This window comes from Pedobacter montanisoli (assembly GCF_022809115.1).
Taxonomy (GTDB): Bacteria; Bacteroidota; Bacteroidia; order Sphingobacteriales; family Sphingobacteriaceae; genus Pedobacter; species Pedobacter montanisoli.
In genome coordinates this window covers 193,047-211,573 of record NZ_JALGBH010000001.1, presented here as the reverse complement: position 1 = coordinate 211,573, position 18,527 = coordinate 193,047, and the positions used below count along the sequence as shown (strand labels likewise).

At 36.2% G+C, this 18,527-nt stretch carries 15 protein-coding genes; all 15 read left to right on the top strand.

What is annotated here, in order from left to right:
* Positions 1 to 29: 29 nt before the first annotated feature.
* The 15 genes from MMF97_RS00945 (at position 30) to MMF97_RS00875 (ending at position 18,518) form a co-directional block, all read left to right on the top strand.
* Positions 30 to 1,250, top strand: a complete 1,221-nt coding sequence (locus tag MMF97_RS00945) for a cytochrome c oxidase subunit II (RefSeq protein WP_243357665.1) — start codon at positions 30 to 32, stop codon at positions 1,248 to 1,250.
* Positions 1,251 to 1,271: 21 nt separating this feature from the next.
* Complete coding sequence (locus MMF97_RS00940) at positions 1,272 to 3,143, top strand: cytochrome c oxidase subunit I (RefSeq protein WP_243357663.1); 1,872 nt, start codon at positions 1,272 to 1,274, stop codon at positions 3,141 to 3,143.
* Between the two features lie 86 nt (positions 3,144 to 3,229).
* Complete coding sequence (locus tag MMF97_RS00935; protein WP_243357660.1) at positions 3,230 to 4,291, top strand: COX15/CtaA family protein; 1,062 nt, start codon at positions 3,230 to 3,232, stop codon at positions 4,289 to 4,291.
* A gap of 10 nt (positions 4,292 to 4,301) precedes the next feature.
* Positions 4,302 to 5,204, top strand: a complete 903-nt coding sequence (gene cyoE / locus MMF97_RS00930; protein WP_243357658.1) for a heme o synthase — start codon at positions 4,302 to 4,304, stop codon at positions 5,202 to 5,204.
* Between the two features lie 5 nt (positions 5,205 to 5,209).
* The gene (locus MMF97_RS00925) at positions 5,210 to 5,794 is read left to right on the top strand and encodes a cytochrome c oxidase subunit 3 (RefSeq protein WP_243357656.1); all 585 of its coding nucleotides are present in this window, start codon (positions 5,210 to 5,212) and stop codon (positions 5,792 to 5,794) included.
* Positions 5,795 to 5,826: 32 nt separating this feature from the next.
* Positions 5,827 to 6,528 carry a cytochrome c oxidase subunit 3 gene (locus tag MMF97_RS00920; protein WP_243357654.1) on the top strand — a complete coding sequence of 234 codons (702 nt, stop codon included), beginning with the start codon at positions 5,827 to 5,829 and terminating at the stop codon, positions 6,526 to 6,528.
* Between the two features lie 21 nt (positions 6,529 to 6,549).
* Positions 6,550 to 6,906, top strand: coding sequence for a cytochrome C oxidase subunit IV family protein (locus tag MMF97_RS00915; RefSeq protein ID WP_243357652.1), 357 nt, complete (start codon positions 6,550 to 6,552; stop codon positions 6,904 to 6,906).
* Positions 6,906 to 7,607 carry an SCO family protein gene (locus MMF97_RS00910; RefSeq protein WP_243357650.1) on the top strand — a complete coding sequence of 234 codons (702 nt, stop codon included), beginning with the start codon at positions 6,906 to 6,908 and terminating at the stop codon, positions 7,605 to 7,607. Before MMF97_RS00915 ends, MMF97_RS00910 begins: the two co-directional genes overlap by 1 nt.
* A gap of 56 nt (positions 7,608 to 7,663) precedes the next feature.
* Entirely contained in the window at positions 7,664 to 8,212 is a 549-nt protein-coding gene (locus tag MMF97_RS00905; RefSeq protein ID WP_243357649.1) for a DUF420 domain-containing protein, read from the top strand.
* A 125-nt stretch (positions 8,213 to 8,337) separates the two neighbouring features.
* Complete coding sequence (locus tag MMF97_RS00900) at positions 8,338 to 8,937, top strand: RNA polymerase sigma-70 factor (protein WP_243357647.1); 600 nt, start codon at positions 8,338 to 8,340, stop codon at positions 8,935 to 8,937.
* A gap of 68 nt (positions 8,938 to 9,005) precedes the next feature.
* Complete coding sequence (locus tag MMF97_RS00895) at positions 9,006 to 10,235, top strand: FecR family protein (RefSeq protein ID WP_243357645.1); 1,230 nt, start codon at positions 9,006 to 9,008, stop codon at positions 10,233 to 10,235.
* Positions 10,236 to 10,568: 333 nt separating this feature from the next.
* Positions 10,569 to 14,207, top strand: a complete 3,639-nt coding sequence (locus MMF97_RS00890) for a SusC/RagA family TonB-linked outer membrane protein (RefSeq protein WP_243357643.1) — start codon at positions 10,569 to 10,571, stop codon at positions 14,205 to 14,207.
* Between the two features lie 18 nt (positions 14,208 to 14,225).
* Positions 14,226 to 15,743 (top strand): RagB/SusD family nutrient uptake outer membrane protein, encoded by a 1,518-nt coding sequence (locus MMF97_RS00885; RefSeq protein ID WP_243357641.1) that lies wholly within the window; start codon positions 14,226 to 14,228, stop codon positions 15,741 to 15,743.
* Positions 15,744 to 15,760: 17 nt separating this feature from the next.
* Positions 15,761 to 17,176, top strand: coding sequence for a substrate import-associated zinc metallohydrolase lipoprotein (locus MMF97_RS00880; protein WP_243357639.1), 1,416 nt, complete (start codon positions 15,761 to 15,763; stop codon positions 17,174 to 17,176).
* Position 17,177: 1 nt separating this feature from the next.
* Positions 17,178 to 18,518: a DUF4302 domain-containing protein gene (locus MMF97_RS00875; protein ID WP_243357636.1), complete on the top strand. Its 1,341-nt coding sequence runs from the start codon at positions 17,178 to 17,180 to the stop codon at positions 18,516 to 18,518.
* Positions 18,519 to 18,527 lie beyond the last annotated feature (9 nt).

Sequence of the window (18,527 nt, the reverse complement as noted above, 5' to 3'; positions counted from 1 at the left end):
AAAGTACTTAGTACTACTTTTTAAAGAAAATGAGTTTAATTAAAGTAATAGGTAATAAAGCAATGGCAGCGTTAGCGGTAATATTTACCCTGTTTTCGAGTACTGCCGTTTTTGCTCAGGAAGCTGCCGCTATAGCAAAACCAGTAGATATGGAACCGGTTTACAGGTCTACTATCTTTTATGTTTTGCTGTTTTTACTAGCATGTTTGTTCATTGCAATTGTTGGTAAGGCATTAAAAGTTTATGAGCTAACTAGAGAGACCCAAGGTAAATCTGAGGGTATAAATTGGGATTTGATTAATGCGGTACTTTTTGTAATATTCTTAATTGTAGGATTGTACGGTGTATATTTTGAATATACTGTTCATGGCAAAATGATATTACCAGAAGCTGCTTCTGAGCATGGTAAGAAAATAGATCAGATGTTTGAAATTACTTTAATTTTAACAACTATCGTTTTCATTGCTACGCATATCGTAATGTTTGTATTCACTTACATTTATAGATACAATAAAGCTAGAAAAGCTTATTACTATCCACATAACAATATGATAGAGCGTATCTGGACTATTGTTCCGGCTTTAGTTTTAACTGTATTGGTATTAATGGGCTTTTTAACCTGGAGATCTATTTTCCACAAAGTTGAAGATCCGAACAACAAACCGCTAAGTGTTGAAGTTACTTCTTCTCAGTTCCAGTGGGATATACGTTATCCGGGTAAGGATGGTATTGTAGGTAAAAAGAACTACAAACTGGTTACCAGTACCAATAACTTAGGTATTGATTTCAACGATAGAGATAGTCAGGATGATTTGGTTGCTGATGAAATTGTATTACCGGTTAACAAAGCTGTACGTTTTACTTTAACCAGTAAAGACGTAATCCACAGTTTCTATATGCCTCAGTTCAGAGTTCAGTTAAATACAGTTCCGGGTATGCCTACACAGTTTGAGTTTACGCCAACGATTACAACTGATGAAATGAAGGCTAAAACAGGTGATCCTAATTTTCACTATGTATTACTTTGTTCTAAAATTTGCGGAACCAACCACTTTAACATGCAAAAAGTTGTAAGAATTGTTTCTGAAAAGGAATATGAAGAGTGGTTAACCAATCAAAAACCATATTTAACCGATGATTTGAGAAAAGCATTTAATTTGCCTGTAACTGCACCTGCGAAACCTGCAGATTCAACAGCTACAGCCTCAGTTAAACCATCGGCAGAAAATCAACTTGCATTAAAAAAATAATAATACTGGAAATACCTTATTATGTCAACAATATCAACACACGATACGCATCACGATGATCATGGACATCACCATGAAACGTTTTTAACAAAATACGTTTTTAGTCAGGATCATAAAATGATCGCGAAACAGTTTTTAATAACTGGTATCATTATGGCTGTTATAGCTATGATTCTATCAATCTTGTTTAGAATTCAGTTAGCATGGCCAGATCATAACTTCCCTCTTTTAGAGCAACTTTTAGGAAAATGGGCTGAGGGTGGAAGAATAAGACCGGACTTTTATCTTGCTTTAGTTACTATTCATGGTACCATCATGGTATTCTTTGTATTAACCGCAGGTTTAAGTGGTACTTTTAGTAACTTGTTAATTCCTTTACAGGTTGGAGCAAGAGACATGGCTTCACCATTTTTAAACATGCTTTCTTACTGGTTTTTCTTTGCTGCATGTGTAATCATGATGTCGTCGTTTTTCATCCAAACTGGTCCGGCTGCAGCAGGATGGACAGTATATCCGCCATTATCTGCGGTTCCTAAAGCTATTCCTGGTTCAGGTTTAGGTATGACTTTATGGTTAATCAGTATGATTCTTTTCGTAGCTTCTTCTTTAATGGGAGGTATTAACTACGTAAGTACAATATTAAACATGCGTACTAAAGGCATGGACTTTTGGAAAATGCCTTTAACAATCTGGGCGTTTTTCTTAACAGCTGTTTTAGGTATTTTATCTTTCCCGGTATTGGTAGCAGGGGTAGTACTGTTAATTTTTGACCGTAGCGTAGGTACAAGTTTCTACTTGTCTGATATGGTATTTGGTACTCAGATTATGCCTAACGAAGGTGGTTCGCCAATTTTATGGCAACACTTATTCTGGTTCTTAGGCCACCCAGAGGTATATATCGTAATTATGCCAGCAATGGGTCTGTCATCAGAAATCATTGCTGTAAACTCAAGAAAACCTATTTTTGGTTACCATGCCATGGTTTACTCATTAATTGGTATTACCGTATTATCACTTATTGTATGGGGTCACCATATGTTCGTAACAGGTATGAACCCATTCTTAGGTGGTGTGTTTATGATTACCACGCTGATTATTGCGGTTCCATCTGCTGTAAAAACGTTTAACTGGTTGGCAACGCTTTGGAAAGGAAATATCCGTTTTACTCCAGGTATGCTTTTCGCAATTGGTATGGTGTCTTTCTTTATCTCAGGTGGTTTAACTGGTATCTGGTTAGGAAACGCAACTTTAGATATTAACCTTCACGATACTTATTTCGTAGTAGCTCACTTCCACTTGGTAATGGGTTCTGCAGCTATATTTGGCATGCTTGCTGGTGTTTATCATTGGTTCCCTAAAATGTTTGGACGTTTAATGGATAGCAAATTAGCTTACCTGCATTTCTGGGTTACTTTTGTTTGTACCTATTTGGTATTTTTCCCTCTTCACTTTTTAGGATTAGATGGTGTACCACGTCGTTACTATGCATTTACAGAATTTGAATTCATGCACAAATGGATGACTGTAAATAAATTAGTTACATGGTCTGCAATTGTTGCCGGTTTAGCTCAGGTAGCTTTCTTATTCAACTTCTTTTATTCTATATTCAGAGGTAAGAGAGCCCCTCAAAATCCTTGGGAATCTAATACACTTGAATGGACTACTCCTGTAGAGCGTATTCACGGTAACTGGCCGGGCGAAATTCCAACCGTTCACCGTTGGCCTTACGATTATAGTAAGCCTGGTTCTGAGAGCGATTTTATTCCTCAAACTGTGCCTTTCTCTGAAACAATGAGCTCTAACCTTTTCCATGATTTTGAAGGAAATACAGAAGCAGAGCAGATCCAGAGAGAGTGGAACGCAAAAAATGATCCGAGTAAGAATAACGAATAGTAACCTTACTTTGTAATAAATGTAATAAGGTATCTGCAAAGTAAAAAACTTAACAGATACCTTATTTTATATCTAATGTGTTTGAAATGATTTCTAAATCTGAAAAGAGATTTATTAGAATTAATTTCATTACTATCATCTTAACCTTAGTAGTGATCTTAGCCGGAGGTATTGTACGCAGTACAGGGTCGGGCATGGGATGCCCAGACTGGCCAAAATGCTTTGACCAGTATATTCCACCTACTTCTGTGAAGCAGCTTCCACCTGATTACGAGAAGAAATATGTGGAAGGAAGGGTTAAGAAAAATGAGAAGTTTGCTAAATACCTGGAACGTTTAGGTAAAACAGAAGAGGCAAACAGCATCAGAAATGATAAATCTATTTTAGAGCACGAAGAATTTAATGTAGCTAAAACCTGGACCGAATATCTTAACAGATTATCGGGAGCAACTTTAGGGATATTCATGTTGCTTACAGCAGTTTATGCTTTTACTTTTAAAAAGAAAGCTAAAAGAATAGTTATATTAAGTATTCTGAACCTTTTTGTGGTAGGATATCAGGCCTGGTTAGGTTCTATTGTGGTATCTACCAATTTAACACAATGGGTTGTAACCGTGCATATGCTTTTGGCACTTGTAATTTTAGGCATAGCTATTTATACGTATAACTATGCTAAACAATTATATCAGGAGCCTACGGTAATTATGTACCGTATTATGTGGTTAAAAGGATTTTTAGCTTTTACTTTAATTTTGTCTGTTGCTCAGATTATTTTAGGAACAGAAGTTAGAGAGCATATAGACAGTATTGCCAAGGCACTGAGTTACAATGGTCGCAATACCTGGATCAGTAAACTGGGCAATGTGTTTTCTCTGCACAGAGATCTGGCTATTGCCGTGGCGATAAGTAATTTTATTGTGTACAAAATGGTTAAAGACCGTTTTAGTGGTAAAGCTTCTCCTCTAATAACCGCAAATAACATTATGATCGTGTTAATTGTGCAATTAATATCAGGTTTTGTGTTGTCTTATTTGGCACTGCCTCCTTATGCACAAACTATACATATCTTATTTGCAACACTGATGTTTAGCTTACAATACTATTTATATTTACTGGTTTACAGAACCAAAACCTATAAGACAACTTAAATCATTAAAATTGAAACAGTTTTTTTCAGATTTCTCGAAATTAGTAAAATTCAGATTAACCTTTCTGGTTGTTTTTTCTGCATCTGTTACTTTTTTAATTGGTTCTAAAATACAGGTTGACAGAAATGTAATCGATAGTATAAATTGGTACAATTGGCTCATTCTGATTATTGGCGGTTTTCTGGTAACTGGAGCTGCTAATAGCTTTAATGAAGTTATTGAAAAAGATCTTGATAAGTTAATGATGCGAACCAAAGACCGCCCAATGCCTGCCGGACGCATGACCACAGGGCAAGGTTTGGTGATTGGTTTGGTAATGGGGATTACAGGTACATTTTTATTGGGTAAGCTGAATTTAGAAACGGGATTAATCTCTGTTTTCTCTATTCTGTTATACGCCTTTGCTTATACGCCTTTGAAAAGAAAATCGCCTATAGCGGTGTTTGTAGGTGCAATACCGGGAGCTTTACCTCCACTTATTGGTTATCTGGCTGCAATAGGTCACTCGCCAGTAGGTTATGTACCTAAAGATTATCAGATTGCTTTAGTTTTATTTCTCGTTCAATTTGTATGGCAATTCCCGCATTTCTGGTCAATTGCCTGGGTGGTTGATGATGATTATAAACTTGCGGGTTTTAGATTGTTACCCACCAAAGAAAGAGATAAAGCCAGTGCAACAATTACTTTTATCAGTACGCTGATACTGATCCCGGTAAGTTTATTGCCTACCATTTTAGGATTTGGAGGTTATATAATTGCTGGAGTTTCTTTAGTATTGGGTTTAATATTTGCCTGGTATGCTTACCAGTTAATGCAAAAACAGGATTTGGCAAGTGCCAGAAAAGTAATGTTCTGTTCTTTCTTTTATATCCCGTTAGTGCAACTTGTTTTATTGTTTGATTTAGTAGTTTAGAAGTTATGGTACATACAATGCAACAAAATAATGCTCCTGTAGAGTTTAATGCCAAACCCCGCAAATTTGCGATGTGGTTGTTCGTGGTTTCATCCATCATTATGTTTGGTGGTTTTACGAGTTATTATTTAGTTTTTTCAGCATCAAAAGGTAAAGGCCATGGTTTGGTATTACCAGATGCGTTCATGTACAGCACGGCTGTGCTGGTTTTAAGTAGTGTGTTTTTATTTTTAGCTGCCAGAGCCCTGCGCAATAAGCAGTTAAAACAACAACAGCTATATTTATGGATTACAGTAATTTTAGGGCTTGTTTTTGCTTATTTACAATTCCGGGCATGGAGCAGTTTATATCTGAGCGGTGCGGTATTGATCAATAATAATGCGGCTATTTCTATGGTTTACCTGCTTTCAGGGATGCACTTATTGCATATCGTTGCCGGACTGGCATTGGTTATAAGTGCATTGGTAGGCTCTTACGGGAAAATAGATCATGCTAAATTGGTTTATAGACAGGACATTGCCTCTATTTTTTGGCATTTTATAGATATATTATGGATATATCTGTATGTTTTTTTACTTTTGAACAGTTAAAATTTTTAACAAACTTTTATACAAATTATTAAATGGATTCATTATCAAAATTAGACCAAGTTAAAACTACACCATGGGCAGGTGGTCGTTCGCCATGGTCTGTGGAGTATGGCAAGTTAATGATGTGGTTTTTCTTACTATCAGATGCCTTTACATTTTCATCATTATTGGTTTATTATGGTGCGCAACGTTTCAGTAAATTTGCGTGGCCAGACCCAGATCTTGTATTTCAATCAATTCCAGGTATAGCAGATCATGGTTACCCATTGGTTTTCGTAGGTATCATGACCTTTATTTTGATCATGAGTTCGGTAACAATGGTACTTGCCGTAGAAGCAGGTCATCGTAACTCTAAAAAAGAAGTGATCGGTTGGATGATCGCTACAATTATAGGTGGTTTCATGTTCTTAGGCTGTCAGGCTATTGAGTGGACACACTTACATCACGAAGGTTTCTGGTGGGGAAGCATCCCTAAAGATTTAACCCATTTCTTTGATGGAGATGTATCTGCAGTTTCAGCACAGCAGTTTGCTAACCTCTTCTTTACCATTACAGGATTTCACGGTTTCCACGTATTTAGTGGTGTAGTGATCAATATCATTATCCTTTGCATGGTAATTAACGGAACTTTTGAAAGACGCGGACACTATTTAATGGTAGAAAAAGTAGGTTTATACTGGCACTTTGTAGATTTAGTTTGGGTATTCGTATTTACTTTCTTCTATTTGGTTTAAAATTTAACAACGAAAGATATTATGTCAGAGCATAACACACATACAGCAGAGGCACATGAGCATGGAGATCATGGCGCTATGACCAAAGGCAAAATCTGGAAAGTATTCTTTATCTTATTAGCCTTAACCATTATAGAATTTATTATTGCATTATGGGCAATTCCAGGTCATCATATGACCCAAAGCGTAGGTAACTATGTATATATTGTTTTAACATTATTCAAAGCATTCTACATTGTAGCCTATTTTATGCACTTAAAATTTGAGAAACTCGGATTACAGTTAGTGCTTGGTATTTCATTTATTTTTATCATCTATTTCATAGCGCTTTTATTAATTGAAGGTGGTTACTTACACCTGCATATGCCAAAAGTGTAATGAAATACAATCCAATAAAAAAAATATTAATCCTGGCAACCATACTATTGGTGCCGGGATTTTTATATTATTTGCTACAGGAAAAAGGCGAAAATCGTTATAAATCATTGCCTATTTTTGGGCCAAAACAGGTAGCTTCTACTTTTCATTCTGTAAAGGGCAAACAAATCCCCGATACGATTTATCATACTATTGATGATTTTAAGTTTGTTAATCAGAATGCTGAAATTGTAAGTAGGCAGAAATTTAATGATAAGATTTTAATCGTTAGTTTGTTTTATACAAAAGCTACAGGTAATGGTATAGAAGTAACCAACAAATATCTTAAAGATCTTTACAAGGAATTTGAAAAGAATCATCTTATACAATTTGTAAGCCTGAGCATAGATTATAAACATGACAAACCTGAAGATCTGGCTAATTATGCAAAGACATTTGGTTTTACAGGTAAAAAGATAGATATACTGACCGGAGACAGCATACAGGTTAAACAGTTTGTTAAAGATGGTTTAAGACTGGATGCTTTTTATAATGAAGCAGAAGGAAAATTTGTGTATAACAATATGTTTGTGTTACTTGATACCAAGCATAGAGTTAGAGGATATTATCAGGCAACCAGTAAAGAAGCAGTTTCAAAACTGGAAGATGAAATTAAAGTATTAATAGCTGAAGAACTAAGAAATATTAAAGACGGTAGGTAGAAAGTCAAAAGTCAAAAGTCAAAATAATTTTTAGGTTATCAAGTTAGGGATTTAAGATGAAAGAGATGGAAAATACATTAGAACAGAAATATAATAAGTGGATTATTGTTTTATCTATAGCTATACCTTTGGTTGTTGCTTTGCTTTTTGGGGTTAACCTGCGTAAGATGGGTTATGATGTAGAACCACTTACATTTTTGCCCCCTATTTACGCCACTATTAATGGAATTACAGCAGTAGTATTGGTATTAGCCGTTTGGGCAGTAAAAAATGGTAAACGCACTTTGCATGAGCGTTTAATGAAATTAGCCATTACCCTGTCGGTTTTATTTCTGGCTATGTATGTAGCTTATCATATGACATCAGAATCTACAAAATATGGAGGAGAGGGTGTTTTACGATACATTTATTTCTTTATCCTGATTACACATATCTGTCTTTCGGTAGTAATTATACCATTTGTATTGGTTACTTATGTGAGAGCATTGGCACAGAATTTTGACAGGCATAAAAAGCTGGCAAGGATTACTTACCCGCTTTGGTTGTATGTTGCTGTAACAGGAGTTGTTGTGTATTTAATGATCTCACCTTATTATAGTCACTAATCAATGACTATATCTGCCATCTGAGAATTTAATTCTTTAAAATTCGTTATACAATTTTGTAAAATTTCTGCGGCATAGTTGCTTTAATTCTTATATTAGAATTCACCAAAGCAGAAACCTTCAGAGTGCAGCGAACAGAGACAGTAGAAAATATAGAGCAAATGCTCGATAAAGGTCAGGTAACGGCCTTTGCGGATTTCTACACCCGGTTTTTTAAAAAGCTGCTCATTGAAAGCGATAAATATGTAAAAGACATTCATATCGCAGAGGAAATTGTACAAGATGTCTTTGTTAAGATTTGGGAACGTTCTGAAGATCTGAGCCAGATCAAATCCATTAAATCCTATTTATATCGTTCTGTAATTAATCTTTCAATCAATTACATCAATAGGCAGAAAAATCTGGAACACCACCACCAGAAGATGCTGAGCGAATTTACCGAAGAACAGGCAGAGGTAATAGATGAGGAGAACGAATTAATTGTAATGCTGTTTGATGAAATTGAGAAATTACCTTCAAAATGTCGTGAAATCTTTAAAATGAACAGGTTTGAAAAGTTAAAATATAGAGAAATAGCTTTAAAACTTGATTTGTCTGAGCGTACGGTCGAAAATCATATTGCCAATGCTTTAAAAATACTGAGAGATGCAATGCTGGGTAACCAGAAAACTTACTCTACTTCTTCTTCGCATCTTAAAATTTTGAGACTTTTATCTTTTTTTTAAAAAAATAAAAAAATAATTAGGGGTTTTTTGAATTACGTTTGTCATAGAAATACAAGTAAACAGACGACATGACAAACAAACCAGAAATACTGGAGTTGATTGCTAAATATTTGAACAATCCTGATGATTTAGAACTTAAATCGCAGGTTGACAGCTATAGAACACAATCAATAGAAAATGAAGCCTTCTTTAAAGAAATAGAAAGAGTATGGCTTTTGTCAGGTCAGTCGGCTATATTGGCTTCAATAGATCAAAATAAAGCAGCTTTAAACTTTCAAAAGCGCTTATCAAAAAATACTCAGAGTGCACCGGTTAAAAAAGCTAAACTTCGTTTTACAAAATTAACCCGTTGGGCAGCCGCAGCTGTGATTTTTATAGCAGTTGCTACCACAGCTTATTTTTATAGTACTGGAGGTATTTCAGGGAAAAAAATAAGGCCCTATGCTTCTGATGCTTTGCCGGGCAGTAATAAAGCTGTACTGGTATTGGCAGACGGGCGTAAAGTATCACTTAACGATATTAATAATGGGGATGTGCTGAAAGAAGCAGGTTTATCAATCACAAAAACCTCTGATGGCCAATTAGTTTATACGGTTTCTGATATAGCCACTGGTAAAGTAAATAACAGCAATTTAAATAATGCCTTAAATACCATAGAAACCCCTAAAGGTGGAGTATGGGAGGTGAAACTACCCGATGGTTCATCAGTATGGTTAAATGCAGCTTCTTCATTAACTTACCCTTTATCCTTTTCTAAAGGACAAAAGCGTATAGTAGAACTCAAAGGAGAGGCTTACTTTGAAGTAAAAGAAGATAAACTTCATCCTTTTGTAGTGAAAACAATTAAACAGGAAGTAGAAGTTTTGGGTACGCATTTTAATATCAATGCTTATGCAGATGAAGCTACCGTAAAAACAACGCTTTTAGAAGGAAGTGTAAAGGTTGCTTCCTACCAGGCTGAGCACGAACCAGAAATATTAAAACCGGGAGAACAATCAATATTAACTGCAAAAGGTTTTGATATTAAGCAGGTTGATGTAGATGAGGCAATAGACTGGAAAAACGGTTACTTTATGTTTAACAATGAGAAACAGGAAAGTATCATGAGAAAAATTGCCAGATGGTACAATGTACAGGTAGAATATGCCAATCCGAGTGCTAAAGAAGTAACCTATTATGGTAGTATCAGCCGTTTTGAAAATGTATCCAAAGTATTGAGAAAATTTGAACAGACCGGCGAAGTAAGATTTGAAATAAATAATAATAAAATAACAGTGTATAAAGAAGATAACGAATAAAAGGTTCTAACCAAACCCGTCTTCTTTATAAAAGAAAATAATCAACTAACCAAAAAACTAATCAATATGAAAAAATCACATCAGACTTAAACCACCCTCTATCTGAATACAAAAAAAGAGGTGCTCGTAACACCCCTTTTATGTATCTGTTTACACGTTCCTAAAATATTGGCGTATCTCTAGGAAACAATTATTGAATTAACTGCGAACGCTTAATTGGTGATTTACTTCAATTAAGAATTCGCCTATAAAAAAACAGACTATCAAATGTATAGAAATTATACCAAAATTCTATGTAGGCATTTTGGGTACCTACCAAAATTTTTACTCATCATGAAATTAGTTACAGTCATACTGCTTGTTTCCTTTCTTCAAGTAAGCGCAGCCTCATTTGGGCAGCTGGTAACTATAAAAGAAAAGAAAGCAACTCTGGAAAAAGTTATTAAAGAAATTAAAAAACAGGCGGGTTACGATGTATTGTTATCAACCGATAAGGTGAAAAGTAATACCGTTGTTAATGCAGGCTTTAGTAATGCATCTGTAGAAGGCATAATGGATAAAATCCTTGCCGGAAAAGATTTAACCTATACTATTGAAGATAAAACCATCCTGATCAAACCTAAAGAAAAAACGATTATTGACAAGATTATCGATTATTTCTCGGTTGTAAAAGTGATGGGAACGGTAAAGGATAAAAAAGATGGTTTGCCCATGCCTGGTGTTAGCGTAACCATAAAGGGAACTACGCAAACCGTAGTGACCAATGAAAAAGGCGAATATCAGATTACAGCTCCGGAAGATGCTATTTTGATTTATAGATACATTGGTTACAAGACGGTTGAAGTTAATGTTAATAACAGAACCAGAATAGATATTGCTATTGAAGAAGACGCCTCCCAGTTAAAGGAGGTTAATGTGGTTTCTACAGGTTATCAGAATCTGGATAGAAAGCTGTTTACAGGTTCTACATCCAAGATCAATGCAAAAGATGCAGAGCGAAATGGTATTCCTGATGTAAGCCGTATGTTAGAAGGACAAGCAGCAGGTGTTTCAGTTCAAAACGTTTCAGGTACTTTTGGTGCCGCACCAAAGATTCGTGTTCGCGGTGCTACCTCATTATCTGGAGACAATAAACCTTTATGGGTAGTTGATGGAATTATTTTAGAGGATGTGGTAAACATTTCTAATGAAGCCCTTTCAACTGGTGACGCAAATACACTCTTGGGTTCTTCTGTAGCAGGATTGAATCCTAATGATATCGAATCTTTCAATATTCTGAAAGATGCCGCGGCTACGGCTATGTACGGAGCAAGGGCCATGAACGGAGTTGTGATCGTTACTACAAAAAAAGGTAGAAACACAGAGGGTATGACCAATCTTAACTATTCGGGCACCTTTACAACTTACCTAAAACCCACATACGATAATTTTGATATCATGAATTCGGCTGAGCAAATGTCTGTTTTGCTTGAATTAGAAAATAAAGGCTATCTAAATCATAGTTCAATGGCCAATTCTTCAACAGGAGGTATTTTTACAAAGATGTACAACCTGATGTACGACTACGATCCGACAAGTGATTCTTTTGCATTAAAAAATACCACTCAAAGCAGGCTGAACTTTTTAGAACGTTATGCAAAAGCCAATACCGATTGGTTTGATGTACTGTTCAAAAACTCTTTACTACAAGAACATTCATTAAGTGCTACCTCAGGTACGGCAAAATCACAATCTTACTTTTCTACCAGTTTCACATCAGATAATGGCCAAACCATGGGTGATAAAGTGAAAAGATTTACCGGGAATGTAAGACACAACGTTAAATTTAGTGATAAGCTGAGTATGGAACTATTAATGAATGGTTCTATCAGAGATCAAAGAGCCCCAGGTACATTAACGCGTAAATCAGATGCAGTATATGGTTCTTACTCCAGAGATTTTGATATCAACCCTTATTCTTATGCGTTAAATACCAGTCGTTTAATTACGCCTTATGATCAAAACGGAGATTTAGAATTCTTTACCCGTAATTATGCACCCTTTAATATTATAAATGAGCTGCAAAGTAACTATCTAACATTGCGTTTGCTCGATATCAAAATTCAGGGTGGATTAAAGTATGAAATTATCCCTAAACTGGTGTATTCTGTTGACGGAGCTTACCGCTATGCAGCTTCAGAGCGTAACCATTACGCACTGGAAAATTCTAACATGGTTTCTGCTTTTCGTGCCAATGGAACTACTATTGTAAACAGCAACAATGATTTCTTATACAAAGACCCTGATAATCCGGCACAACCTGCTTTTGTAGTGTTGCCTAAAGGAGGTTTTTACAATACTACGCTTAACAATATCAAAAACTACTATTTCAGACAAAATCTGGAGTACGATAAGACTTTTGCCCATAAACACCGCCTAAACGTGTTTGGCTCTATGGAGGTACGCTATACCGACAGGCAAAACTCTAGTTACGATGGTGTAGGTTATCAATATGAAAACGGGGGCCTGGTTAATCCTAGCTATCTGTATTTCAAAAAAATAGCAGAAGCTGGTACACCTTATTTTAGTATGTACTATAACAATGAACGAAACGTAGCCTTTATGAGTCGTGCTGCTTATAGTTATGATGGAAAATACTCTTTAAATGCTACTTTCAGATATGATGGTTCTAACAGAATGGGCTCTTCGAGCGCTGTTAGATGGCTACCTACCTGGAATTTATCCGGAGCATGGAATATCGATCAGGAATCTTATTATCCTAAAAATAATATCTTAAGCTCTGCTCGTGTAAGAGCTACTTATGGTTTAGTTGCCAATATGGGCGATGCTTCTAACTCATCAACTTTATATTATAACCGTATTACTTACCGCCCTTATGATAATGAGAAAGAAACAGCTGTTTACATTTCCAGTTTGGCTAATAGTGAACTAACCTGGGAAAAATTATATGAGTTAAATGTAGGGGCTGATCTGGGATTGTTTAAAGACAAGATCAACGTTACTGTTGATTATTACAAACGCAATATTTTTGATCTATTAGGCGATCTTAAAACCTCTGGAGTTGGCGGACAAAATACCAAATATGCCAACTATGGTAAAATGAAAGCACAAGGATTTGAGCTTACCGTTGCCGGTAACCCTATCAATGTACCTAATGGATTTAAATGGAGAACTCAGTTAAATTTTGCCCATAACACCAATGAGGTAACACAATTAGATGTAAATCCTAATATCTGGGCTCTGGTGCGTGCAGAAGGAGCGCCAATGAAAGGGTATGCACAACGTGGCTTGTTTTCAGTAGTGTTTGATGGCTTAGATCCAAATTATGGCTATCCAACTTTTATAGGTACCGATGGTACAAGACATGAACCTTATATTTATTTCCAAAATACTACAGATGTTAAATATTTAAAATATCATGGCCCGGTAGATCCAACTTTTACAGGAGGATTTTATAACCAGCTTGCGTATAAAAACTTTACGCTTTCTGCTTTATTTACGTTTGCTACAGGCAATTTTGTACGCTTACAGCCCACTTATGCCCCTTCATACAGCGATCTGAATTCTATGTCAAAAGAGATGGCAAACAGATGGGTAATGCCAGGTGATGAAAAATATACCAATATTCCGGCTCTTCTTGATGCCTTTACCATGACCAACAGGATATATAGGGTAAATGGAACTACAACTGACGCCAGATATGCTTATAATGCTTATAACTATTCTGATCAACGTGTGGCGAAAGGTGACTTTGTAAGATTAAAAAATGTATCGTTAGCTTATCAGATACCTCAAAAAATATCTTCTAAGTTTAAGATGTCAAATGTCCAGCTCTCATTGTCGGGAAATAACATTGCTTTATTATATGCTGATAAAAAGCTAAATGGTGCCGATCCTGAATTTTTCAATAACGGAGGGGTGGCTATGCCTGTACCGAAGCAATACACATTATCAATTAAGGCAAATTTTTAATCATTAACCCAGAGCATAATGAAAAATAGATCAATTAAAATAGGAATATTAAGCTTGGGCTTAGGAATGGTGTTCTTTAGCATCGGCTGTAAAAAATTTTTAGACGAAAATCCGGATAGACGTACGGAAATCAATACTATAGATAAATTATCACAACTGCTTGTAAGCGCTTATCCAGACAGACATTATTTTACCTTTGCAGAAACTGCTTCAGACAATGCAGAGGATAAAAGTGGTCCGCTGGCATTAGAGAATAATGAACCTTTTATTAGCCTCTATAATTGGAATGTACCCGAAGGAAGCGATAATGGTACGCCGGCAGAATATTGGAATGCTTGTTACCGTGCTATAGCAAATGCCAATCAGGCTTTACAATCCATAGAGCAAAACAATTTTGGTGCAGCAGCCAATCAATATAAAGGTGAAGCTTTGGTTGCCAGGGCTTATGCAGAATTTATGCTGGTAACTTTCTTTTCTGACCCTTATGAAATAAAAGGAGCTAATAACGGTATGGGAGTGCCTTATCCATTGGTGCCTGAAACCACTACCAGACCTACTTATGAAAGAGGAACTGTGGCTTCAACTTATGCGCAGATCAGAAAAGATCTGGAAGAGGGACTGCCGCTATTAAAAGGTTCGACTTATCTTGTGCCGCATTATCATTTTACAGAACAGGCTGCAAAAGCTTTCGCTTCCAGGTTTTATCTGTTTACCGGAGAGTGGAACAAGGTGGTTACCAATGTAAATGAAATTTATACCGATGGTAATTTTAAAACTAAGATCCGTCAGTATACAGGAGAATTATATCCACTTTCTTATGACGAACATCGTATAGCTTATACAAAAGCCGAAAAATCATGGAATTTGCTATTGGCCAGTACGTACTCAACCTATCAGCGAGGCAAAGGAGGAGCTGGTTATGCCAGATATAGTTTTGGTGAAACAGTTAAGAATTATTACGCAGCAAATACAGTGTTTGGTGCTCCATTTAGAAACAGGTATGGTATTTATTCTTCATCGCCACCAAATTACACCACTAATAAGTTTAACGAATATTTTTATGTAACCAATATACAGGCCAATACCGGTAGACCCTATATCATGGCTCCGATTTTAACAGCTGACGAAGCCTTGTTAAACAGGGCAGAGGCTTATATTCGTTTGGCCAAAGAGACCACGGATGCAAGTTATTATACGCTGGCTATTAACGATCTGAATGATTTTGCAAGCACCCGTATTGTAAATTATGTGCAGGCAACTCACGGTCTTACCATAGCTAAAGCTAAAACATACTTTAATGTAACGGATGACTATGAAGCTATGATACAAGCTTTATTACAAACCAAACGTATAGCCTTTATGCAGGAAGGGATAAGATGGATGGATATTTTAAGACATAAACTAGCCGTTAAACACAATTTTATAGCCACTGATGGTACAGAGACTTTTAAAACTCTTGCGCCGGGCGATAAAAGAAGGGTGTTCCAAATTCCGCAGGATGCCATTAATGCAGGTATAACCCCTAATCCAAGATAACTTAAACATAGTAGATCATGAAAAAAATATTCTTATACATCATAGCAATAACGCTGGTGCTTTCTGCTTGTAAAAAGAAGGAAGTTTTGGATGTGGATATGAACAAGTATAATACAGACTTTAATGTCGAGAATAACTTGGACCGTTGGATAGCAACAAATATTACCACTCCATATAACATAGAAATTATTTATCGCTTTAACAGGAATCTTACCGATGTGTCTAAAGATATATCGCCTGTTGATATTGATAAGGTGCAGCCGGTATTAGAAGCCGTACTTAATAATTATCTTAAACCTTACGAGAAGGTTGCAGGTAAGGCCTTTATTAAGACCCTATGTCCAAAACAGTATGTGCTTTATGGTTCAGTATCTTACAATTCTAACGGATCAGTACAATTGGCCACAGCAGAGGGCGGTCGTAAAGTGGTATTTTATGACGTAAATAATTTTAAAATAACCGATCTGGAAAGTGAAAGTGGTGTGAGGAGAAAAATCAGAACCATGCACCATGAGTTTACCCACATCTTAAACCAGAATGTAATCATTCCACCAGAATTTTCTGAAATAACCAAGGCAGATTATTATTCTGACTGGACTAACGCTACCCAAAACTCGGCCGAGATTGCAAAATCACTGGGCTTTGTAAGCCGTTATGCCAGAATGGTATATACCGAAGATTTTGCTGAAATGACTGCCCATTTATTGGTAATGGGACAGGTTTGGTTTAATAATTATGTGATATCGGCACCTATAGATGCACAAAAGAAATTGCGTAGAAAAGAAGAACTGGTAGTACAATACTTTCAGGATGCTTTCGGTATCAATTTCAGAACTTTACAAGCCGAAGTACAAAATGCGTTAAAAACCATTTATGGAGCACAAGATCCTGTAGATTTATCACAGACTTTCCAAACCTGGTTAGCTCAGAACAAAGTAAACACACTTACTTATGATCCGGCTGCTGCACATTATACCACTTATGGTAAGTCTGCTACTTTCACAACAATGTTTACAAACTATACAACATTGGCAGGAAGTATGTCTAATGCGAACAAAATTCGCACAATGGCGTTAACCTTCCCAAGTGCAACAATGATGACGTTGAATGTAACCTTTACGCAAGGAACAGGTACAACTGTTTATACTGCATCTTACGATTTTGATATGACTGTTAACGCGCCGGCAAACGAGATTACATTTGCGAAAAGAAATCCTGATCCGACAACCTCAGCTTATAACAATGGAAAGCTTTCGGGCATGCTCTCTGGTTTTGAGACTTATCTGTTGCCGTACTTTACGAACCGTGTGTTCGTTGCAGATTTCTTGCCGGCAACTCTTCCGAGTACAAGTCCATTATATAAGACTTTTGCAGGCTTTTCAGAGAAAGGTAACTCTGCTAATTATTTCTACGGACCAATAGTATTAAAATAACATGAGAAAGAATTTTATATATGCTGTAATGCTATTGTTAGGGTTTACAGCCTGTCGTAAAACTGAGGTTGAGGATATTTTTTATGCCTCACCAGAGCAAAGAATGGCAGATACACTGAATTTCATCAGAAACGAATTAAAAACAGCACAATATGGCTGGAAAGGAGGTTTTGCTACTGGATTAAAAGGAGGTTATGGTTTCTACTTTCAGTTTGATGCAGACCAAAATGTTTCTATGCTGAGCGATTATTCAACTACTTCGGGTACGGATCTCAAAAAATCAACCTATAGAGTATCCCCTACAAATACACCTTCATTATTATTTGATACTTACAATTACATATCTATTATGCAAGATCCTGTGCCAGGTGTAGCAGGTGGTACTGCCGGACAGGGTTATAAAAGTGATATTGAATTTATATATGTAGGTAAAAAAGGCGATTCACTATTGTTCAAGGGTAAAAAATATAGTTATCCGTTAACATTGATCAAGCTGGGTAAAAACGAACAACAGTCATATTTAAACGGAGGCATCAATAGTTATAAAACAAATTTTGCGGCTGCTTATAATAATAACTATATGTTCTCTTATTTGTCTGGAGGGCAGAATGGCAATTTAGGAGTAGATATAGATTATGCAGGCAAAATTATCAAATTTAGCTATGTTAACGCTTCTGGTAGCGTTACCTCTATAGTTACTTCTCCTTTTTATTATACCATCTCAGCGCTTAATTTAGTCCGTTCTTATTATGTACCTTATAATGGAAAACTGATAAAGGGATTAACCTATCAGGGTAACAAGATACAATTGATATTTACAGATGATACAACAACAGAACTTGCTTCGCAAAATTCACCTTTGTATAAGCTTGATCTGGTTTTTGATTATAACAAAACCTTTAAAAAATTAGTAGCTGGTGATCCTATTCCGGGAGTTACAGCCAATGTGCATATTTTCGATAAGGTAAGAGAATTGTTTTTAAATTCTAGTCCAACTCGCCCTATTAACAATATGTATTTTGCTTTCACCAATAGTACAACAGCCATTTTTTACATCTCTTATACTTCTGGGGTAAATCCTTTTATTGCATCAGCAACCTATCAGTACAGAAGAGAGGGTAATAGACTATGGTTAAAACGCACAGGAATAGATGGTGGAAATAACTGGAATACTCGCTCAGCACAGGTAGCACCTGTAGATGCTCTATTTGGCACTGGAGATGAGCGAGAGTTTGTGTTAGATTGGGCAGCGAGCTCAGATATTTCTGTGAAATTCCCAATAGGTGCTATTAAATCAGCAACTAATCTTAATAATATGCTATACGGAAGACTTGGAGAATAATGATAGAAT